Annotated in this window: 20 protein-coding genes and 1 riboswitch; of the genes, 9 read left to right on the plus strand and 11 right to left on the minus strand. The window is 74.3% G+C overall.

Translation table 11 applies throughout. The features are described from left to right. The first annotated feature begins 6 nt into the window (after window positions 1-6). Window positions 7-73: riboswitch (guanidine-III (ykkC-III) riboswitch) on the plus strand. 57 nt (window positions 74-130) lie between these two features. Together ACN265_RS23550 and ACN265_RS23555 are read left to right on the plus strand one after the other, a co-directional pair. Next, a complete protein-coding gene (locus tag ACN265_RS23550; protein WP_421409558.1) occupies window positions 131-445 on the plus strand; it encodes a DMT family transporter in 315 nt (104 codons plus the stop codon). A 42-nt stretch (window positions 446-487) separates the two neighbouring features. Beyond that, window positions 488-787: a hypothetical protein gene (locus ACN265_RS23555; RefSeq protein WP_307826077.1), complete on the plus strand. Its 300-nt coding sequence runs from the start codon at window positions 488-490 to the stop codon at window positions 785-787. An 84-nt stretch (window positions 788-871) separates the two neighbouring features. Here the strand turns inward: ACN265_RS23555 and ACN265_RS23560 are convergent, their stop codons facing one another. Continuing rightward, window positions 872-3,343: a DNA translocase FtsK 4TM domain-containing protein gene (locus ACN265_RS23560; RefSeq protein ID WP_420119629.1), complete on the minus strand. Its 2,472-nt coding sequence runs from the start codon at window positions 3,341-3,343 to the stop codon at window positions 872-874. 113 nt (window positions 3,344-3,456) lie between these two features. Here ACN265_RS23560 and ACN265_RS23565 point away from each other — a divergent pair, with 113 nt between their 5' ends. Together ACN265_RS23565 and ACN265_RS23570 are read left to right on the plus strand one after the other, a co-directional pair. Beyond that, entirely contained in the window at window positions 3,457-3,933 is a 477-nt protein-coding gene (locus tag ACN265_RS23565) for a YbjN domain-containing protein (RefSeq protein ID WP_204923905.1), read from the plus strand. Further along, window positions 3,930-5,534, plus strand: coding sequence for a YbjN domain-containing protein (locus ACN265_RS23570; RefSeq protein ID WP_421409560.1), 1,605 nt, complete (start codon window positions 3,930-3,932; stop codon window positions 5,532-5,534). The genes ACN265_RS23565 and ACN265_RS23570 overlap by 4 nt, the downstream gene beginning before the upstream one ends. A gap of 90 nt (window positions 5,535-5,624) precedes the next feature. On the opposite strand, the gene ACN265_RS23575 is transcribed toward ACN265_RS23570, so the two are convergent. Beyond that, entirely contained in the window at window positions 5,625-6,824 is a 1,200-nt protein-coding gene (locus tag ACN265_RS23575; RefSeq protein WP_421409562.1) for a S1 family peptidase, read from the minus strand. A gap of 183 nt (window positions 6,825-7,007) precedes the next feature. Here ACN265_RS23575 and ACN265_RS23580 point away from each other — a divergent pair, with 183 nt between their 5' ends. Both ACN265_RS23580 and ACN265_RS23585 read left to right on the plus strand, forming a co-directional pair. Continuing rightward, window positions 7,008-7,886, plus strand: a complete 879-nt coding sequence (locus ACN265_RS23580) for a helix-turn-helix domain-containing protein (protein ID WP_421409563.1) — start codon at window positions 7,008-7,010, stop codon at window positions 7,884-7,886. 203 nt (window positions 7,887-8,089) lie between these two features. Further along, window positions 8,090-9,073 carry an SMP-30/gluconolactonase/LRE family protein gene (locus ACN265_RS23585; RefSeq protein ID WP_421409565.1) on the plus strand — a complete coding sequence of 328 codons (984 nt, stop codon included), beginning with the start codon at window positions 8,090-8,092 and terminating at the stop codon, window positions 9,071-9,073. A 73-nt stretch (window positions 9,074-9,146) separates the two neighbouring features. Here the strand turns inward: ACN265_RS23585 and ACN265_RS23590 are convergent, their stop codons facing one another. The 5 genes from ACN265_RS23590 to ACN265_RS23610 all read right to left on the minus strand — a co-directional run bounded on the left by ACN265_RS23590 (window position 9,147) and on the right by ACN265_RS23610 (window position 14,658). Continuing rightward, window positions 9,147-10,835 carry a ribonuclease J gene (locus ACN265_RS23590; RefSeq protein ID WP_145918435.1) on the minus strand — a complete coding sequence of 563 codons (1,689 nt, stop codon included), beginning with the start codon at window positions 10,833-10,835 and terminating at the stop codon, window positions 9,147-9,149. Window positions 10,836-10,887: 52 nt separating this feature from the next. Beyond that, window positions 10,888-11,814 carry a 4-hydroxy-tetrahydrodipicolinate synthase gene (dapA, locus tag ACN265_RS23595; RefSeq protein WP_204923900.1) on the minus strand — a complete coding sequence of 309 codons (927 nt, stop codon included), beginning with the start codon at window positions 11,812-11,814 and terminating at the stop codon, window positions 10,888-10,890. A gap of 46 nt (window positions 11,815-11,860) precedes the next feature. Next, complete coding sequence (gene thyX, locus ACN265_RS23600) at window positions 11,861-12,604, minus strand: FAD-dependent thymidylate synthase (protein ID WP_088645583.1); 744 nt, start codon at window positions 12,602-12,604, stop codon at window positions 11,861-11,863. Between the two features lie 148 nt (window positions 12,605-12,752). Beyond that, on the minus strand, window positions 12,753-13,424 hold the full coding sequence (locus ACN265_RS23605; protein WP_420116914.1) for a DUF2752 domain-containing protein: 672 nt from the start codon (window positions 13,422-13,424) through the stop codon (window positions 12,753-12,755). A gap of 4 nt (window positions 13,425-13,428) precedes the next feature. Continuing rightward, complete coding sequence (locus ACN265_RS23610; RefSeq protein WP_421409568.1) at window positions 13,429-14,658, minus strand: winged helix-turn-helix domain-containing protein; 1,230 nt, start codon at window positions 14,656-14,658, stop codon at window positions 13,429-13,431. 78 nt (window positions 14,659-14,736) lie between these two features. Here ACN265_RS23610 and ACN265_RS23615 point away from each other — a divergent pair, with 78 nt between their 5' ends. Beyond that, window positions 14,737-15,288 carry a GNAT family N-acetyltransferase gene (locus tag ACN265_RS23615; protein ID WP_357928396.1) on the plus strand — a complete coding sequence of 184 codons (552 nt, stop codon included), beginning with the start codon at window positions 14,737-14,739 and terminating at the stop codon, window positions 15,286-15,288. On the opposite strand, the gene ACN265_RS23620 is transcribed toward ACN265_RS23615, so the two are convergent. Further along, window positions 15,187-16,524, minus strand: a complete 1,338-nt coding sequence (locus ACN265_RS23620) for a glycosyltransferase 87 family protein (RefSeq protein ID WP_421409571.1) — start codon at window positions 16,522-16,524, stop codon at window positions 15,187-15,189. The two genes, ACN265_RS23615 and ACN265_RS23620, sit on opposite strands and share 102 nt — an antisense overlap. Window positions 16,525-16,560: 36 nt before the next feature. On the opposite strand from ACN265_RS23620, the gene ACN265_RS23625 reads away from it, so the two are divergent. Together ACN265_RS23625 and ACN265_RS23630 are read left to right on the plus strand one after the other, a co-directional pair. Further along, entirely contained in the window at window positions 16,561-17,142 is a 582-nt protein-coding gene (locus ACN265_RS23625) for a GNAT family N-acetyltransferase (RefSeq protein ID WP_357928402.1), read from the plus strand. 73 nt (window positions 17,143-17,215) lie between these two features. Further along, window positions 17,216-17,596: a VOC family protein gene (locus ACN265_RS23630; RefSeq protein ID WP_145918428.1), complete on the plus strand. Its 381-nt coding sequence runs from the start codon at window positions 17,216-17,218 to the stop codon at window positions 17,594-17,596. A gap of 12 nt (window positions 17,597-17,608) precedes the next feature. Here ACN265_RS23630 and ACN265_RS23635 read toward each other — a convergent pair whose 3' ends face one another. The 3 genes from ACN265_RS23635 to ACN265_RS23645 form a co-directional block, all read right to left on the minus strand. After that, window positions 17,609-18,079 (minus strand): GNAT family N-acetyltransferase, encoded by a 471-nt coding sequence (locus ACN265_RS23635; RefSeq protein ID WP_421409574.1) that lies wholly within the window; start codon window positions 18,077-18,079, stop codon window positions 17,609-17,611. A 104-nt stretch (window positions 18,080-18,183) separates the two neighbouring features. Continuing rightward, window positions 18,184-18,951 carry a 4-hydroxy-tetrahydrodipicolinate reductase gene (dapB, locus tag ACN265_RS23640; RefSeq protein WP_421409576.1) on the minus strand — a complete coding sequence of 256 codons (768 nt, stop codon included), beginning with the start codon at window positions 18,949-18,951 and terminating at the stop codon, window positions 18,184-18,186. Between the two features lie 175 nt (window positions 18,952-19,126). Further along, a complete protein-coding gene (locus tag ACN265_RS23645) occupies window positions 19,127-20,413 on the minus strand; it encodes a M16 family metallopeptidase (RefSeq protein ID WP_421411601.1) in 1,287 nt (428 codons plus the stop codon). Window positions 20,414-20,463 lie beyond the last annotated feature (50 nt).

Raw genomic sequence — 20,463 nt, forward strand, 5'->3', positions numbered from 1 at the left:
GTCGGTCGTGGTGGCCCGCACGGCCACCCCGGACGAGTCGCGGGCGTACCCGGTCAGGCCAAGACGCCCCGTACCGAATCGACTCGTCCCCGGCCGACGGCCCGGGACCCGCACCCCGAGGTGATACCCGATGGCCTGGATCGTGCTGGTGCTCTCCGGACTCCTGGAGACCGCGTGGGCGGTCTCCCTCGACCGCAGCGCCGGGTTCACCCGGCCGCTGCCCTCGGCCGTCTTCGCGGTCACCCTGATCGCCAGCATGGCCGGCCTGGCGTACGCGCTGCGTGACATCCCCGTCGGCACCGGCTACGCGGTCTGGGTCGGCATCGGGGCGGTCGGCACCGCCGTGGTCGGCATGGTCGCCCTCGGCGAGTCGACGAGCCTGCCCCGGCTGCTCAGCCTGCTGCTGGTGGTGGCCGGCGTGGTCGGCCTCAAGCTCTTCCACTGAGTGGCCCGGCCCTCGCCGGGGCCGATGCGTAGTTTCCGTCCGGTGTGGGTAGTGATCGACCACCACAGCAACCAGCCCCCGACCACGGAGGACGTCATGGCCGACACCCACGCCCCCGCCCGCCCGCGTACCAACGCCGCCCGCATCTGCACCATCCTGGCGTTCGTCTTCGCCGTCGTCGCGCTGCTGATCGCGCCGGTCATCTTCGGCATCATCGGCCTGGCGCTCGGCATCGTCGGCGCGGTGCTCGGCGACAAGCCGCTGGGCTGGTACGCCGCCGCCGCGAACGTGGTGGCCATCGTCCTGAGCCTCGTGCTGATCAGCGCCATGATGAACAGCTGACCAGACGCACCCGTGCGAACGGGCCCGCCGGATTCCCGGCGGGCCCGTCGCACGTCCCGGCCCGGTCGGGGGTACGCCCCCGGCTCAGTCCACGTCGCCGCGCAAGCCGTCGAGCACCTCGTCCAGCTCGTCCGGCTTGACCAGCACGTCGCGGGCCTTGGAACCCTCGGACGGGCCGACCACCCCCCGGGTCTCCATCAGGTCCATCAACCGGCCCGCCTTGGCGAAGCCGACCCGCAGCTTGCGCTGGAGCATCGAGGTCGAACCGAACTGCGAGGTCACCACCAGCTCCACCGCCTGCACCAGCAGGTCCAGGTCGTCGCCGATGTCCTCGTCGATCTTCTTCTTGCTGTCCTGCGCCGGAGCCAGCACGTCGGAGCGGAACTCCGGCTCACGCTGGTCCTTGCAGAACTTCACCACGTCGGCGATCTCGCGCTCGGTCACCCAGGCGCCCTGGATACGGACCGGCTTCGACGCGCCCATCGGCAGGAACAGCCCGTCGCCCCGGCCGAGCAGCTTCTCCGCGCCCGGCTGGTCGAGGATGACCCGGGAGTCGGCGAGCGACGAGGTGGCGAACGCCAGCCGGGACGGCACGTTCGCCTTGATCAGGCCGGTCACCACGTCGACGCTCGGCCGCTGGGTGGCCAGCACCAGGTGGATGCCGGCGGCGCGGGCCAACTGGGTGATCCGGACGACCGAGTCCTCCACGTCGCGCGGGGCGACCATCATCAGGTCGGCCAGCTCGTCCACGATCACCAGCAGGTACGGGTACGGCCGCATCTCCCGCTCGCTGCCCGGCGGGGCCTTGATCTCGCCGTTGCGCACCTTGCGGTTGAAGTCGTCGATGTGCCGGACCCCGTTGGCGGCGAGGTCGTCGTAGCGCATGTCCATCTCGCGGACGACCCACTCCAGCGAGTCGGCCGCCTTCTTGGCATTGGTCACGATCGGGGTGACCAGGTGCGGGATGCCCTCGTACCCGGTCATCTCGACCCGCTTCGGGTCGATCAGCAGCAGCCGCACCTCGTCCGGGGTGGCCCGGGTCAGGATGGACACCAGCAGGGTGTTGAGGCAGCTCGACTTGCCCGCGCCGGTGGCCCCGGCGATCAGGATGTGCGGCATCTTCGCGAGGTTGGCCACCACGAAGCCGCCCTCGATGTCCTTACCGAGGGCCACCACCATCGGATGGTGGTCGCTGGTCGCGGCCCGGGACCGCAGCACGTCGCCGAGGGCGACGTTCTCCGGGTCGGTGTTGGGGATCTCCACCCCGACCGCGCTCTTGCCCGGGATGGGGCTGAGGATGCGCACGTCGGGCGACTTCACCGCGTACGCGATGTTGCGGGAGAGCTGGGTGATCCGCTCGACCTTGACCCCGTGCCCCAGCTCGACCTCGTAGCGGGTGACGGTGGGTCCCCGGGTGAAGCCGGTGACCTCGGCGTCCACCCCGAACTGGTCGAAGACGCCGGTCAGGGCGGCGATCACCTCGTCGTTGGCCTTGCTGCGGGTCTTCGGGGCCGCGCCGCCGGTGAGCATGTTGGCCGGCGGCAGCACGTAGTCGCCGGCCAGCCCGGTCAGCGCGAGCTGCTCGGCGCGGGTGGGCGGGGCGGAGTGCTCCGGCGGCTCCGCCGGCTTACGGCTGGCCGGCACCCGGCTCGCCGGCCGGCGGGGCAGCACGATCGTCTCCTGGAGGTCGACCTCCGGGCCGACGTCGTCGAAGTCGTCCGGGTCGGGCGGCGGGGGCGCGGCCTTGCGGGCCGGCCGTTTGCGGGCCGGCTTCGCGACGACCTCCGCCGGCTCCGCGTCCTCCTGCTCCGGGGCCTCGGGCGGGGCGACCAGCGTGCCGGCGAGCAGACCGAGCCGCTCCGGGATCTTGTTGATCGGGGTGGCGGTCACCACCAGCAGCCCGAAGACGAGCAGCAGGATCAGCAGCGGCATCGCCACCCAGGCCGTCACCGCCCGCTCCAGCAGGTCGCCGATCCCGGCACCGACCAGACCACCGGCGTAGTCGCGTTGCACCGGGTCCACCGGATTCTGTCCGATATGCAGCATCGCCGCCGTGGCCACCAGCATGGACCCCCAGCCGACCAGGCCCCTCCCCCGGTGCTCCGGAGCCACCGGGGTCCGCATCAACCGCCACGCGCCGATCATCAGCAGCACCGGCACCACCACCGCGATCGCACCCAGGAACAGGCGTACGGTGTCGGCCAGCCGCGCGCCGAACGGGCCGGCGCCGGAGAACCAGATCGCCACCGCGCTGAGGATGGCCAGCCCGAACAGCAACAGGCCGGCGCCGTCGCGGCGGTGCTCCGGGTCCAGCTCCCGGGCCGAGGCGGCCTGCCGGCCGGCGGCCCGGAAGCCCCAGCCGACCCCGTGCGCCAGACCCATCCACAGTGCCCCGACCGCCCGGCCCACGTACGCCGCCGGAGCGGGTCGGGGGGCCGGTCGCCGCCGGGCCGTCGCCCGGGTGGTCTTCTTCGCCGGCTGACGGGCACGACTGTTCGTGGTGCCGCGCGGCGACGCGCCGCGTCGCCGGCTCGCCTGAGAGGTACGGCCCGCCATAGAGTCACCGTAACGGCGTGACCCGGCAGATCGCCGCTTTTCCGGGTCGTGTCCGCGCGTCGCAGCACGGACCACGCCCGCAGACGTGTTATTCGCCTCAGAAGGGATGCCCGATGGCGTCGCCTGCTTTCGCGGACCGTCCCGACCCCCTCGCGGGTGACCCGCAGGCCCTGCGCCCGCTGACCGCCGACCTGGTCGCCGCCGTGCTGGGCACCCGGGGGTACGTCGTGGTCGCCGACGGGGACGGGGACCTCGTGGGCCGCTGGGACGACAGCCTGATCTGGTTCCTGCGTCAGGGCGGCCACGGCGAGCTGCTCCAGGTCCGCACCCTGGCGGCGGCGACCTTCGGCATCGAGCACGTGCCGGCGCTCTACGCCTTCTGCAACTCGTGGAACCACGAGCGGTTCTGGCCGAAGGCGTTCGTGCACGTCGACGACGACGGTCGGGCCCAGGTCTGCGGCGAGGTGATCACCGACCTGGAACGCGGGGTCACCCCGCACCAGCTCGACCGGCTGCTCGACCGCGGCATCACCGAAGGCTGCCGGCTCGCCGCCGCCGTCGGCCAACTGCCCGGCCGGACGCCCGGATGACCGGCGGGTTCGCTCCCGGGGCGGACGGGCCGGCCGCGCCGCGCGACCCGGTCCTTTCCGCCGCGTTCGCCGACGCCGGGGACCTGCCCGACGGGGAGGCCCGGCTGGCCGAACTCGACCGGATCGCCGCCCGTGCCGACGCGCTCGGCGACCCGCACTCCGCCCTGGACGCCCGGTTCGCGCTGGTGGCGGCGTACCTGCGGCACGGGGGCCGGTGGCGGATCATCGAGCCGGTACGCCGTCTGCTGGCCACCGTGGACCGGTCCCCCGACCTGCTCGACGCCCGCCCCGGCGACGCGGAACTGCTGCGGCGGCACCTGCGTCAGGCGGTGGAGGCCGCGATCGGCACCCCCCGGATCGGGCTGGACCAGGCCAACGCCCTGCTCGACGCGCTGGCCCGACGGGTCGGCGCGGAGGCCGGCGTGGTCGCCCAGTTACGCTGCCGGCTCGCCGACCACGCCGGCGACGAGCCCACCGCCCGCCGGTGGTACGACAGGTGGACGGCCGCCGCGCCGGACCCGGAGGGCGGCTGCCCCGCCTGCCTTGCGGTACGCCGCGCCGAACTGCTCGCCGGCTGGGGCGACGACCGGGCCGCGTTGGCGGCGCTGCGCCCCGCGCTCGACGCCGGGGTCGACTGCACCGACCAGCCGGAACGGGCCCTCGCGGTGGGGCTGCTGTCGTGGCTGCGCACCGGGGCGGCCGGTCGGGCCGCGACGGCGCACCTGCGGGCGTACCGGCGGCACCGGCGGGAACGGGCCGCGTTGCCGTACCTGGCCGCGCAGTTGCGGTTCTGCGCGCTGGCCGGGCACCCCGACCGGGCGCTGGACCTCCTCGCCGAGCAGTTGCCCCGGCTGGACCACCCCCACGACGACCTGTCGGCGATGGAGTTCGCCGCCGCCGGGGCGCTGGTCTGCGCGCTCGCCGCCGAGTCCGGCCGGGCCGCCCGCCGGGTCCGCCGTCCCGCCCACGCCGACCGGCCCGCCGCCGACCTGGACGTGGCGACCCTCGGCACCGACCTGCTGGCCGAGGCGACCCGGCTGGCGGGCAGCTTCGACGCGCGCAACGGCACCGGGCACCACGCCGGGCGGATTGCCGCCTGGCTGGCCGAACGGCCGACCGGCGACCCGGTGCCCCTGCCGGATCCGGAGAGCGTCGACGACCCGGCCGACGAACCGTTCCTGCCCTCGGCCGAGGAGCCGGCCCCGCTGAGTCTTTCGCAGCTCACCGCCGTGCTGGACACCCGGGGCGACGTGTACGCCGTCGACGCCGCAGGCGTCGTGGTCGGCCGCTGGGACGAGGCGGTCGTGCAGTTCCGCCTGCTGGGCCGGGACGGGGAGATCCTGCACGCCCGGGTGGTGGCGGCCCGGCGGCTGGCGGCGGGGCGGCTCGCCGAGGCGTACGAGTTCTGCAACGCGTGGAACCACGACCGGCTGCTGCCGAAGGCGTACGTCCACGAGCTGCCCGGCGGTGAGCTGGTGCTGGCCGGCGACGTCACCACCGACCTGGCGCACGGGGTGGCCCCGACGCAGCTCGGCATCCTGGTCGACGCGGCGGTGAGCACCGGCGTCGCGTACGCCGCCGCGGTCGCCGCCCTGCCCTGACCGCCACCGGCCGACGGGCGCGGACGCGCGAGCGGCCCCCGACCTCCGGGCGGTGGAGGTCGGGGGCCGCGGTACCGGGGCCCGGGGTGGTTACCGGCCGCGTCGCGTCGCCTGCTGGCCGCCGTTCGCGGTGACCAGGGTCAGGTTGTTGCGCTGGAGGATCTCGTTGACCGGCTGGAAGAAGGTGACACCGCCGACGGTGCAGTCACCGGAGCCGCCGGAGGTGACGCCCTGCGCCTGGTCGCCGGCGATCCACGAGCCACCGGAGTCGCCCGGTTCGGCGCAGACGTCGGTCCGGGTCAGGCCGGTCACCGTCCCCTCCGGATAGTTGACGGTGGCGTTGCGGGCCTGGACGACGCCGCACCGGGCGCCGGTGGTGGAGCCGGAACGGCAGATCGACGCGCCGGGCGGCACCTCGACGGAGCCGTTGACCGGCACCGTGCCGCCGTTGAAGTCGCTGACCACCCCCTGCGGGGTCCACTGGCCGTTGGTCCGCACGAACGCCCAGTCGTCACGCGGGAACGACGACGCCGCGAACACCCCCTGCCGGGCCTGGTTGAACCCGGTGGTGCGGTCCCCGACCCGGCCGCAGTGCCCGGCGGTGACGAACCCGCCGACCACCGCGAAGCCGATCGAGCAGCGCCCGACGTCGTTGATGAAGAACGGGTCGCCGCCGATCAGGTCGAACAGCGGGCGCGGCTGCTCCCGGGAGGTGGTGACCCGGACCGCGTCCGCCGGGGCCCCGCTGCCCGCCGCCCACCGGCGGGCCCGCGCCTCGGTGCCCGGCTGGGCGAGCACCACCACCGAGTTGGTGGCGACGTCGACGTACCAGCCGGTGATGGCCGGGGACGCCTGCCCGCCGACCGCGTCGAGCCGGGTCTTCGCCGCGTCCAGCTCGCCGACGGCCCGGTCGACCGGCTTGGGCACCGCACCGGCGGCCCGGACCCGGTCGGCCTTCGCGGGGTCGGCGACCGCCACGTTCAGGGTGGACCCGTCGCCGCTGAGCCAGGCCCCGCCGTAGTCGTTGCCGAGCGCGGCCCGCAACCCGGTCAACCGGGCGGTCGCCTGCTGCTCGGCGGTCAACCGCCGGACCGCCTGGTCCCGGCTGATTCGCAGGTCGCGGCTGAGCGCGTCCACCACCTCGGGAGCCGGCCCACCGGCCGCGCGGGCGTCGGTCCCCCCGGCGCGGGGCGCGCCCTGGTCACCGGCGAACGACGGCAGGGTCACCGCCGCCGTCAGTCCCGCTGCCGCCAGCACGACGCCGATCGCTGTCATCCGTCTGCGGTCCATCCGCCATGCTCCTCCCGGCCGACGCGGGGTACGCCCGCCGGACGGAGGTACGCAGACGGCCGCCGAACGGTTGAGCCGATCCGCAGTTATCGACGGACGGTGACCGTCAGGTGACGCATTCCCGCTGTGCCTGTCCCCCGCAGGGTGTGGTTGGCCTGTCGACCGCCGCCGATACTGGGAGTCATGCAGGCGCAACGACAACTCGGCGAGTTCCTCCGCTCGCGACGCTCCCGGCTCAGCCCCCAGGAGGCCGGGGTGGCCACCTACGGCGGCCGGCGGCGGGTGCCGGGGCTGCGCCGGGAGGAACTGGCCCTGCTGGCCGGGGTGAGCGCCTCGTACTACGCCCGGCTGGAGCAGGGGCAGGCCACGAACGCCTCACCCGAGGTGCTGGACGCGCTCAGCCGGGCGCTGCGGCTCGATGCCGCGGAACGCCGCCACCTGTCCGGGCTGGCCGCCGGCCCCCGCCGCCCGGCCGTCCGCCGGCCCCCGCCGGAACGGGTCGACCCGGCCGTACACCAGCTCGTCGCCGCCCTCGGGGACGTGCCCGCGCTGGTGCTCGGCCGGCGGCTCGACGTGCTGGCCTGGAACACCGCCGGCCAGGCCCTGTTCGCCGGTCACCTGGAACCCGACGCGGTGCACCGGCCGGACCGGCGGCCCAACATGGCCCGGCTGGTCTTCCTCGACGCGCACACCCGCGACCTGTACGTCGACTGGCCGGCCAAGGCACGGGCCGTGGTGGCGACCCTGCGGATGACCTCCGGGCAGCACCCGACGGACCCGCTGCTGGCCGCGCTGGTGGGCGAACTCGCGGTGGGCAGTCCCGAGTTCGCCGCCCGGTGGGCCGACCACCGGGTCAAGGCCGGCGGCACCGCCGCGTACGCGATGCGGCACCCGCTGGTCGGCACGCTGACCGTCACCCAGCAGAGCCTGCGCACCGAGGACGACCAGACGGTCGTCGTCGCCACCACCGCACCGGCTTCCCCGTCGCAGGCGGCGATGACCCTGCTGGTGCACGCCACGGTCACCGGCCGCGCCGCCGCCCGGCAACCGCTGCCCGGCTGACCCTCCACTTCCGATCCCGGCGGCGCCGACAGGGTGCCGCCGTCCCACCCGGCCGCGCCGGGCCCGCCACCGGACCGTGTGGTCCGGCGGGGGGTCGGCGCTGCCCGACACCACGCGACGACGGCGCTCCGCACGGGGCGTCCGGTCGTCCGTGCCCGAAACCGGACCCACTTCCGGGTCCGCACACCCACGAAGGACGAACCATGCGCAGAAGAATCCGTACCCTCGCGGTGGCCGTCGCGGCAGTCGGCGTCCTGGCCGCACCGGCGACGCAGGCGGTGGCCGGCCCCACGGCGGGCGTCCCGGCTGCCCCCGTCGCCCCGTCGGCCCTGCCGGCCCGGATCTCGGTCCACTTCGACCCGGCGACGGGTCAGCTGCCGGAGAACATCACCTGGGCCCCGGACGGCACCGCCTACCTCACCTTCGCGGCGGCCCGGCAGGTCGTCGCCGTCGACCCGGCGGGCCGGACCCGGGTGCTGGCCACCCTGCCCGCCCCCGCCGACGGCGGCGTGCACACCCCGGTGCTCGGCTTCGCCCTGACCACCGGGATCGTCCGGACCGGCGACGGCACCCTGTACTTCCTGTACGCCAGCGGCGACGCCGCCAGCACCGGCCTCTACCGGCTGACGCCCGGTCAGCCGCCCCGACGGATCGCCGCGCTGCCCGCCACCGGGCTGCCCAACGGGCTGGCGCTCGACCCGACGGGCCGGACGTTCTACCTGACCGACTCGGTGCTCGGCACCATCTCCACGGTGCCGCTGGCCGGCGGCCCGGCCCGGGTCTGGTCGTCGGCGTCCGCCCTCGCCGCGACGGGGTTCCTCGGCGTCAACGGCGTCAAGGTGCGCGGCGACGCGGTCTGGGTGACCAACCTGGACCAGGGCACCCTGCTGCGGATTCCGCTGCGGCAGGGCCGTCCGGGAGCCGTCGAGGTCAGGGCGACCGGGCTGGCCGGCATCGACGACTTCGCCTTCACCGCCGACGGCCGGGTCGTCGCCGCCCTCAACGGGCCGAACACGGTGGTCGGCATCGACCACGACGGGCGGACCAGGACCCTGCTGACCGGTGCCGACGGGCTGCAGAACCCGACCTCGGTGGCCGTACGCGGGCACACGATCCTGGTGGCCAGCGCCGCCTATGTCACCGCGACCGACCCCAACCTGATCGTGGCCACCCTGCGCCACCGCTGAGGCGACCGGCAAACGGGCCGGCCACCGTCGTGACGACGGTGGCCGGCCCGCGGCGTCCGGGTGGGGAACCCGCTCAGACCTCGACGACGGTCGGGACGATCATCGGGCGGCGGCGGTACGCGTCGTTGACCCAGCGTCCCACGGTGCGGCGGACGATCTGCTGGAGCTGGTGCGGGTCGGTGATGCCGTCCGCGGCGGCCCGGTTCAGCGCCTCGGTGACCAGCGGGATCACCGGGTTGAACGCGGCCGGGTCCTCGGAGAAGCCCTTCGCCGACAGGGTCGGGCCGGCGACCACCTTGCCGGTGACCGAGTCGACGACCACGGTGGTGGCGATGAAACCGCCGTCGCCGAGGATCCGCCGCTCGGTGAGCAGCGACTCGCTGACGTCGCCCACGGCCAGGCCGTCGACGTAGACGTAGCGGCTCTTCACGTGCCCGACCACACTGGCCCGGCCCTCGACCAGGTCGACGACGTCGCCGTCCTCGCAGATCACCACCCGGTCCGGGGCGACGCCGGACTCGATGCCCAGCCGGGCGTGCGCCCGCAGGTGCCGCCACTCGCCGTGCACCGGCATCAGGTTGCTCGGGCGTACCACGTTGAGCAGGTAGAGCAGTTCACCGGCCGGGGCGTGCCCGGAGACGTGCACCTTGGCGACGTCCTTGTGCACCACCACCGCGCCGGCCCGGGCCAGCCGGTTGATCACCCGGTAGACCGAGGTCTCGTTGCCGGGGACCAGCGACGAGGCGAGCACGACCGTGTCGCCGGGGGCGATGGTGATGTGCCGGTGGTCGCCGCTGGCCATCCGGCCCAGGGCGCTCATCGGCTCGCCCTGCGAACCGGTGGACATCAGCACGATCTGGTCGGGCGGCAGCGTGGTGGCCTCCTCGATGCCGATCACCAGACCGGCCGGGATGTTGAGCAGGCCGAGGTCGCGGGCGATGCCCATGTTGCGGACCATCGAGCGGCCGATCAGCGCCACCTTGCGGCCGTGCTCCAACGCCGAGTCGAAGACCTGCTGCACCCGGTGCACGTGCGAGGCGAACGAGGCGACGATGATCCGCCCCTTCGCCTTCGCGAAGATCGAGTCGAGCACCGGCCCGATCTCCCGCTCCGGGGTGACGAAACCGGGGATCTCGGCGTTGGTGGAGTCCGACAGGAGCAGGTCGACGCCCTCCGCGCCGAGCCGGGCGAAGCCGGCCAGGTCGGTGATCCGGCCGTCCAGCGGGAGCTGGTCCATCTTGAAGTCACCGGTGTGCAGCACCAGGCCGGCCGGGGTACGCACGGCCACCGCCAGGGCGTCCGGGATCGAGTGGTTCACCGCGAAGAACTCGCACTCGAACGGACCCAGCCGCTCCCGGCCGCCCTCGCGGACGGTCAGGGTGTAGGGCTGGATGCGCCGCTCGGCCAGCTTCGCCTCGACCAGGGCGAGGGTGAACTGGGAGCCGACCAGGGGGATGTCCGGCTTGTGGGCGAGCAGGTACGGCACCGCGCCGATGTGGTCCTCGTGACCGTGGGTCAGCACGATCGCCTGAACGTCGGCCAGCCGGTCCAGGATCGGTCCGAAGTCGGGCAGGATCAGGTCCACGCCGGGCTGCTCGACGTCGGGGAAGAGCACCCCGCAGTCGACGATGAGCAGCTTGCCGTCGTACTCGAAGACGGTCATGTTCCGACCGATGGCACCGAGTCCGCCGAGTGGGATGATCCGCAGCCCGCCCTCGGGCAGCGGCGGGGGCAGTTCACCCTCGAATTGCGCCTCGGTCACGCGTCCACCTCATTCTGCGACGCCGTAACCCGGCGTCCGTCGTGTCGTTCGATCATTCGGGCAGGTCCAGGCCCGCCGCCGCGCAGTCCGCGCGCAGCAGGGCCAGTTCGTCGTCGGTGGCGTCCGCCAGCGGCGGACGCACCGGGCCGGCGGGCAGGCCCAGCACGTTCAGGCCCGCCTTCACCAGGATGGTGCCCGGGCTACGGAAGATCCCGGTGAACAGCGGCAGCAGCCGCCGGTGCAGGGCCAGCGCCGTGCCGGTGTCACCCGCGTCGTACGCCTCGATCATCTGCTTGGCGAGCGCGCCGGTGAAGTGGGTCGACGTGCCGACCAGCCCGACCCCGCCGACCGCCAGGGTGGGCAGGGTGAGCGAGTCCTCGCCGCTGTAGAAGGCGAGGTCGGTGCGGCTGGTCACCCAGCTGGTGGCGGTCAGGTCGCCCTTGGCGTCCTTGACCGCGACGATCCGCTCGTGCGCGGCGAGCCGCACCAGCGTCTCGGTCTCGATCGGCACCCCGGCGCGGTGCGGGATGTCGTACATCATGATCGGCAGGCCGGTGCCGTCGGCGACGGCGGTGAAGTGCGCCACCAGCCCCCGCTGCGGCGGCTTGCTGTAGTACGGGGTCACCACCAGCAGGCCGTGCGCGCCGGCCTTCTCGGCCGTGGCGGCCAGCTCGATGGTGTGCCGGGTGTCGTTGGTGCCGACGCCGGCCACGATCCGCGCCCGGTCACCTATCGCCTCGACCACCGCGCGGATCAGGGTCTCCTTCTCCGCGTCCGAGGTGGTCGGCGACTCGCCGGTGGTGCCGTTGAGCACCAGCGCGTCGTTGCCCTGCTCGTCGACGAGGTAGGTCGCCAGCCGGACCGCCCCGTCCAGATCGAGGGAGCCGTCGGCGGTGAACGGGGTCGCCATCGCGGTGAGAAGCCGCCCGAACGGGCGCGACACGCCCCGGTCGGGGGCGGCAGGGTGGTCGTGCGTCATGCTCACAACCTAGCGGACGAGCACCGGACAGCCGGTGGGGAAGGGCTCAGGACAGCTGTGCGTGCGGACTGGTCGCCACCTCGGTGCCATCGGGCAGCGTCGAGACGACGAAGTCGGCGAAGACGTTCGGGGCGACCCGCTGGAGCTGCCGCAGGCACTCCACGGCCAGCTCACGGATCTCCACGTCGGCGTGCTCGGTGGCCCGCATCCCGATGAAGTGCCGCCAGGCGCGGTAGTTGCCGGTGACCACGATCCGGGTCTCGGTGGCGTTGGGCAGCACCGCCCGCGCCGCCTGCCGGGCCTGCTTGCGGCGCAGCGTCGGGTTGGGCTCGTCGGCGAACCGCTGCTCCAACCCCTCCAGCAGCTCGGTGTACGCCCGCACGCTCGCCTCGGCCGCCTCGACGAACCGCTTGTGCAGCTCCGGGTCGTCGGCGATCACCGCCGGCTCGACCATCGCCGCGTCCCGCTCCGGCACGTAGCGCTGGGAGAGCTGGGAGTAGGAGAAGTGCCGGTGCCGGATCAGCTCGTGGGTGAACGAGCGGGACACCCCGGTGAAGTAGAACGTCACGCTGCCGTGCTCCAGCACCGACAGGTGCCCGACCTCCAGGATGTGCGCCAGGTAGCCGGCGTTGGTGGCGGTCGCCGGGTTCGGCTTCTTCCAGCTCTGGTAGCAGGCCCGGCCGGCGAACTCGGCGAGCGCCTGGCCGCCCTCGGCGTCGGTCGACCACGGCACGCCGTCGGGGGCCTGGAACTGGGTCCACGCGATCAACTGCACCTGGGGCTGCACCATCTCCGGCATTCCTGCGACTGTAGTGGCCCGGTGGGCTGCGGGGAAACTCGGGCCACCGCGCTGACCAGCGAGATCATGGACAGTTCCGGCCGGGGGCGGCGGCGGGTGGCCAACGTCTCCCACCCGGCCCGCCGTGCGCCCCGGCCGGTCAGACGTAGAGCGCGGTGAACGGTGCCCAGGGCAGGTTGCGCAGCACCGAGAAGGCCATCCAGACGGCGAGGAACCCGCCGATCACCGGGGAGCTGAGCCGCAGCTCGGGCAGCCGCCACCCGAACGCCTGCCGGCCCGCCCAGGCGACGAAGAGGTATGCCAGGAAGGGCACCGCGAAGACGAACACGGCGTGGTGGCGGGCGGCTGCCGGCAGGTCGGCGTGCAGGAGGTACCACAGCGCGCGGGTGCCCCCGCAGCCCGGACAGTCCAGCCCGGTGGTCAGCTTGAGCAGGCAGCTCGGCGCGGCGTCCGGGTCGCTGGTGGTCGGGTCACTGACCAGCGCGTACGCCATGCCGGCGGCGACGCAGCCGAGCGCGGCCAGCGGGGCGGCCCAACGCGGCGACCGGGCGTGCAGGCGGAGCACGAACCGGGTGAGCCGGTCCGGCTCGGCCGGCTGCCACACCACCGGCGGCCCCGCCGACCACGACCCGGGCGGCAACCCGTCGACGCCCGCGCCCGCCACCGGGTGGGGGTACGGGTCGGTCGGCGGGCCGGCGGGGGGCGGGTCGCTCAGCGTGTGGGTGGTGCCGGCCGGTGCGGCACCGGTCGACGTCGGATCGGTGCCCTGCCCCGACCGGGAAGGACCGGTCGGCCCGTCAACGCTCGTCACGGCCTCACGGTACACCGGTGAGGCTGCGCAACGCGGCGGTCAGCGGGGCGGCCAGGTCACCGGCCGCCGGTGGGGCGACCGCGTCCAGGCCGAGCCAGCCGGCGAGCCGGTGCAGCTCGGCGGCGAGCGCGACGGCGGTCTCCCCCGGGTCGACGCCGGGTTCCTGCCAGGCCGCCGGCACCAGCAGCACCCCGGCCTTCCGGTCGGCCTTGAGGTCGACCCGGGCGGTGAACCGCTCCCCCTGCAGGAACGGCAGCACGTAGTAGCCGTGCACCCGCTGCGCGGCCGGCACGTAGATCTCGATCCGGTAGCCGAAGCCGAACAGCCGCTCGGTGCGGGCCCGTTCCCAGACCAGCGGGTCGAACGGGCTGACCAGGGTGTTGCCCCGCACCCACCGGGGCAGCCGGGCGTCGACGTGCCGCCAGGCCGGCTGCCGCCACCCCTGCACCGTCACCGGCACCAGCTCACCGGCCTCGACCAGCTCGGCGACGGCCTGCCGGGCACCGGCCAGCGGGAGCCGGAAGTAGTCCCGCAGCTCCGGCTCGGCGGCCACCCCCAGCGACCGGGCGGCCACCGCGACCAGGGTGCGGTACGCGTCGGCGTCGGTCGGCGTGGGCGCGTCGAGCGCGGCCGCCGGCAGCACCCGTTCGGGCAGGTCGTAGCGGCGGGCGAAGGAGGGCGTCCGGTCGGCGGCGGTGACCTCGCCGGCCCAGAACAGGAACTCCAGCGCCCGCTTCACCGCCGACCAGTTCCAGCCCCAGTTGCCGGTCTCCCGGGGCGCGTCGTACTCGATCTCGGCGGCGGTCAGCGGCCCGGCGGCAGCCACCTCGTCGCGCACCCAGGCGACCAGTTCGGGCTGCTCGGCGGCGATCCGGCGCATCCCGCCCCAGGCGTCGTCGCGGGCCTTGGCCATCCGCCAGCGCAGCGCGGCGTGCAGCCCCACCGGCACCAGGGACGCCTCGTGCCCCCAGTATTCGAACAGCTCACGGGGGCGGCGGTAGGCAGCGGTGTCGAGCAGGCTGGTCGGGTAGGGCCCGAGCCGGCTGTAGAGCGGCAGGTAGTGCGCCCGTTGCAGCACGTTGACCGAATCCATCTGGATCAGCCCGACCCGGTCGAGCACCCGGCGCAGGTGCCGGCGGGTGGGCGCCCCGGCGGGCGCGGGGTCGGCGAAACCCTGGGCGGCGAGCGTCATCCGCCGGGCCTGGGCGAGCGAGAGCGATTCCGGTGCGACCATCGCCGACGACCCTAGACCAGCGGTACGACACCGGAGCGGACACTGGACCGACCGCCCGTCGGGGCATAGAACGGACGCATGCTCACCATCCGCCGCGAGGAGCCCGACGACGCCGAAGCGATCGCCCGGGTGCACATCCACGGCTGGCAGGCCGGGTACGCCGGCATCATGCCCGCCGAGGTGCTGGCCCGGCTCAACCCGGTGGCCTGGGCGCAACGCCGGCGGGACGTGGGCACGGCCCACCCGGAGCACCCGTTCACCACCCTGCTCGCCGAGGTCGACGGGCTGCCGGCCGGATTCACCACCTTCGGGCCGTACCGCAACAACCAGGACCGGGACGACCTGGACCCGGCGTACGGCGAGGTGCTGGCGATCTACGTGGAGCCGGCGCGCTGGGGTGACGGCACCGCGCAGGCCCTGTTCGCCGCCGCCCGGGACGGGCTGGCGGCGAACAGCTGGCGGGAGTACCGGGTGTGGGTGCTGGCCGACAACGTCCGCGCCCGCCGGTTCTACGAGCGGGCCGGCCTGTCAGCCGACGGTGAGCGGTCCCGGTACCGGGTGCCGCTGGCCGGCGGCGGTCCCCCGGTCCACCTCGACGAACTGCGCTACACCGGCCGGCTCCCCGGCTGAGCCCGCCGGCCGCCGACCGGCCCCGGGGTCGACCGGTCCGGCCGGGTCGCCCGGCCGGCCGCCGACCGGGGCGGCCCAGGTGCGGATCGGCAGCAGCACCAGCAACGCGAGGCTGATCCAGACGTAGGTGTTGCTGCCCAGGAAGCCGCCGACCCCGGTGAAGTCCTTCTCCCAGGCCCAGACGATCCGGCTGCACAGCAGCACGTAGGAGATCACCGCGAGGGCCAGCAGCGCGCGCCGCCGCAGGCTGCCGGCGGGCGCGGCGACCACGTTGTCGACCAGCAGGATCAGCGCCGGGATCAACCAGACCAGGTGGTGCACCCAGGTGACCGGGCTGACCAGGCACATCAGCGCGCCGGTCAGGGCCAGCCCGGTGGCCTCGTCGCCGAGCGCCACGGCGGCCCGGCAGCGCCACGTCCAGACGGCCAGGGTGACCAGCACCAGCGCCAGCCAGGCCAGGGTGCTCGGGTGTTCCGGGTCGAGCCGGGCCACCACGCCGCGCAGCGACTGGTTGGACACGAACGCCAACTCGCCCACCCGGTCGGTGTTCCACAGCGCCGACGTCCAGAACTCGCGGGCGGCGTCGGGGAAGAGGGCCGCGGCGAGCAGGGTGGCCGCGGCCGCGGCGGCGACGGCGGTGCCGGCGGCCCGGAACCGCCTGGTGATCAGCAGGTAGACGATGAAGACGCCCGGGGTCAGCTTGATCGCGGTGGCCAGCCCGATGCCGACCCCGGCCCACCGGTTGCCGGCCGGCAGCAGCCGCAGCAGGTCCACCGCGACCAGGAACAGCAGCAGCATGTTGACCTGGCCGAAGTTGACCGTCTCCCGCATCGGCTCGAACGCGGCGGCCAGGCAGAGCGCCACCGCCAGGACGAACCACCGGGTCCAGCCGGCCCGCCGGGCGACCGGGTCGAGCAGCCACCAGACCAGCACCGCGCTGACCAGCACCGTGGCGGCCACGCTGACGGTGATCGCGACCGGCCACGGCAGGTACGCCATCGGCAGCATCACCAGCGCGGCGAACGGCGGGTAGGTGAAGCCGTACTGGGTGCCGGGCTTGAGGTAGTCGTAGATCTCGCCGTGGTCGTGCACCCAGAAGGTCAGTGCGCCGTAGTAGACCTTCAGGTCGAAGAAGCCGTGCCGGACGGCCGCCACGGAGAGGAAGGCGGCCACCGCGACGGCGAGCACCACCACCGTGACGACCTGCCCGGCCGTCCGCCTGGCCCCCTGCGCCACCGTCGTCTCCCTCGCTGTGGCCTAGGCTTTCGTGCCATGGCTCTGGGGTTCGTCCGCCCGGCGCGTCCCGAGGACGCCGCCGAGATCGCCCGTGTGCAGCTCGCGACCTGGCGGGTCGCGTACCGTCGACTGCTGCCCCGGCACGTGCTCGACAACCTGGACGAGGCGTGGCTCGCCCGGCGGTGGAGCGCGGCGGTGCAGGAGCCGCCCTCGGCTGCGCACCGGGTGCTCGTCGCCGTGGAACAGGCCGAGCAATCCTATCTGGTGGGTTTCGCGGCTTCCGGGCCGGCGGACGCCGAAGCGCTCGCCCCGGGCGAGCCGGCCACGGCGCTGGGCGCCGGGGTGGTCGCGGTGACCGACCTGCTGGTCGAGCCGCGCTGGGGTCGGCGCGGGCACGGCAGCCGGCTGCTCGCCGCCGCCGTGGACGCCTGGCGCGGCGACGGGTTCACCCACGCGGTCGCCTGGACGTTCGACGGCGACGAGGCGACCCGTAAGTTCCTCACCAGCACCGGCTGGGAGCCGGACGGCGCGGCCCGCGCGCTGGACGTCGACGACATGCTCGTCCCCCAGGTACGGCTGCACGTCGCGGTCCCCACCGAACCGGACGACACGCCCTGAACCGGTCGGTTCTGTCGGTCCGCCCTGGTAGACCGGAGGCGGCGGTGCGCCACCGACGGTGAGGGAGACGGGCATGTTCCGGGAGACGAAGGCGTTCAGCGGGTTCTCGGCCGACGACACCGACCGGGCCCGGGAGTTCTACGCCGGCACCCTCGACCTGCGGGTGTCGCAGCTCGGCGGCCCCGGCGGACTGCTGATGCTGCACCTGGCCGGCGACCGGGACGTGGTGGTCTACCCCAAGGCCGACCACGTGCCGGCGACGTTCACGGTGCTCAACTTCCCGGTGGCCGACGTCGACCGGGCGGTCGACGAGCTGACCGCACGCGGGGTGCGGTTCGCGCGCTACCCGGGGCTGCCGCAGGACGACCGGGGGATCATGCGCGACAACGGGCCGACCATCGCCTGGTTCACCGACCCGGCCGGCAACATCCTGTCCGTCATCGAGCAGGAGTGACCCCGCGCCGGGTCAACGGCGCAGCTCGACGACCAGCTCGTCGTCCTCCACCGCCCCCGTCGGGGTGAAGCCCAGCGAGGTGTAGAGCCGGGCGGCGGCCGTGTTGTCCGGGTGGTACGACAACCGGACGGGGTGCGTGCCGTCCGGCCCGGCCAGCCAGGCGGCGAGGGTGCGTACGGCGGCCCGGCCCACCCCCCGGCCCTGCTCGGCGGCGTCGATCAGCATGCCGCCGATCCACCGCGACCCGTCGTCGTCCACGCCCCACATGACGTGGCCGGCCACGGTCTCGTCGGCGTGGACCGCCAGCGACGTCCAGACCTCGGAACGCGAGGTCAGCACCAGGTAGCGGGCCGCCAGCGCCGGCACCCACCCCCGCTGGTCGTCGCGGGGGGCCAGGTCGGCCACCGCCCGCCAGTTGTCGTCGTCCACCGGGCGCAGGGTGACCCGCCGCCCGGCCCGATCGGTATGTCCGGAATCCAGCACCGGGGCAGCCTAGGGGCGCACCCCGGCGCACCGCCAACGAATTCGCCGCCACCGCCGCACCCGGCGTCGGCGCGACACCGACCGGCCGCCCCGGCCGGGCGGGGCTAGTCGAGCAGGGCGTCCAGGCCGACGGTCAGCCCCGGCCGCTGCCGGACCGCCCGCACCGCCAGCAGCACCCCGGGCATGAACGACACCCGGTCGTACGAGTCGTGCCGGATGGTCAGCGTCTCACCGAGGGTGCCGAACAGCACCTCCTGGTGGGCGAGCAGGCCGGTGGCGCGGACCGCGTGCACGCGTACCCCGTCGATGTCGGCGCCCCGCGCGCCGGGCACCTCGTCCTTGGTCGCGTCGGGGCCCGCGCCGAGGCCGGCCTCGGCGCGGGCCTGCGCGACCAGCCGGGCGGTGTGGGTGGCGGTGCCGCTCGGCGCGTCGAGCTTGCGCGGATGGTGCTGCTCGATGATCTCCACGGACTCGAAGTGCCGGGCCGCGCGGGCGGCGAACTGCATCATCAGCACCGCGCCGATGCCGAAGTTGGGGGCGATCACCACCCCGACGTCGGGCCGGTCGGCCAGCCAGCCGCGCACCTGCTCCAGCCGCTGCCCGGTGAAGCCGGTGGTGCCGACCACCGCGTGCACGCCCTGGTCGATGCACCAGCGCAGGTTGTCCATGACCACGTCCGGGGTGGTGAAGTCGACGACCACCTCGGCGGAGGCGGCGGCGGACAGCTCGTCACCCTGGTCGACGGCGGCCACCAGCGTCAGGTCGTCGGCCCCGTCGACCGCCCGGCACACCTCGGCGCCCATCCGGCCCCGGGCACCCAGTACACCGACCCGCACCGCCCCGCCCGGGCCCTTCTCCTGCTCGTCAGTCACGCGGCACAACCTATCCCAATCGGGACGCGGACCACCGCCGGACCACCGCCGTCCCACCGGCCGGTCCCGGTACGGACCCGGACCCGACCGCGCACGCCGACCACCGGGACACCGGCCGGACGGACCACCGCCGGGACGGCCCGCGTCGCCGGGAACGGGTCGGCGGGCGACGGGCTCAGCCGGCGAAGTCGTGCTCGCCGAACGGGCCGACCACCGCCAGCGACATCGGCCGGCCCAGCAGCTCGGCGGCGAGGGTGTTCACGTCGGCCACGGTCACCGCGTCGACCCGGGCCAGCAGCTCGTCCACCGGCATCAGGTCGCCGTAGAGCAGCTCACCCTTGGCCAGCCGGCTCATCCGGGACCCGGTGTCCTCCAGGCCCAGCACGAACGAGCCCTTGCTCATCCCCTTGCCCCGGGCCACCTCCGCCTCGGTGAGCCCCTCGGCGGCCACCCGGGCCAGCTCGGCGCGGGTCAACCGGAGCACCTCGTCCACCTTGCCCGGCGCGCAGCCGGCGTAGACGGCGAACAGGCCGCTGTCGGCGTACTGGCTGGCGTAGGAGTAGACCGAGTAGGCCAGGCCACGCCGTTCGCGGATCTCCTGGAACAGCCGGCTGGACATGCCGCCGCCGAGGACGTTGTTGAGCACCCCGAGGGCGAACCGCCGCTCGTCGACCCGGTCGATGCCGGGGCAGCCGAGGATGACGTGCGCCTGCTCGGTCTCCTTCGGCTCGACCAGGACGGCGGCCGGCTTCGTGCGTACCGCCGGGGTGTTGCGCCGGGGCGTGCCCGGCGCGGCCGGGTCGGTGTCCAGCGGGGTGCCGCGCAGCGCCTGGCGGACCAGCCGGACCACGGTGGCGTGGTCGAGGTTGCCGGCGGCGGCGATCACGATCTGCGGCGCGGTGTAGCGGCGGCGGTAGAAGCTCTGGATCTGCCTGCGGGTCATCGGGGTGACCGTCTCCTCGGTGCCGGAGATCAATCGGCCGAGGGGGTGGTCGCCGTAGACGGCGCGGGCGAACAGGTCGTGCACCTCGTCGCCGGGCTCGTCGTCGTGCATGGCGATCTCTTCGAGGATGACCCCACGTTCGGTCTCCACGTCGGCCGGTTCCAGCAGCGAGTCGGCGACCGCGTCGCACATCACGTCGATGGCCAGCGGCAGGTCCTCGTCGAGCACCCGCGCGTAGTAGCAGGTGTATTCCTTGGTGGTGAAGGCGTTGGTCTCGCCGCCCACCGCCTCGATCTCGGCGGAGATCTCCAGCGCGGTGCGCTTGTGGGTGCCCTTGAACAGCAGGTGTTCCAGGAAGTGCGCGGCACCGGCCTGCGGGCCCGTCTCGTCCCGCGAGCCGACCGTGACCCAGATGCCGAACGAGACGCTGCGCATCGTCGGGATCGCCTCGGTGAGCACCCGCAGCCCGCTCGGCAGCACGGTCCGCCGCACGGTGCCGCCCAGCGGGTCGTCACTGATCGTGCGGGTGACCGCCCGGGACGCGGCCCCGGCGCGGCCGGGCTGCCCGG

The sequence above is a fragment of the Micromonospora sp. WMMD730 genome, from assembly GCF_049178955.1.
Taxonomy (GTDB): domain Bacteria; phylum Actinomycetota; class Actinomycetes; order Mycobacteriales; family Micromonosporaceae; genus Micromonospora; species Micromonospora wenchangensis.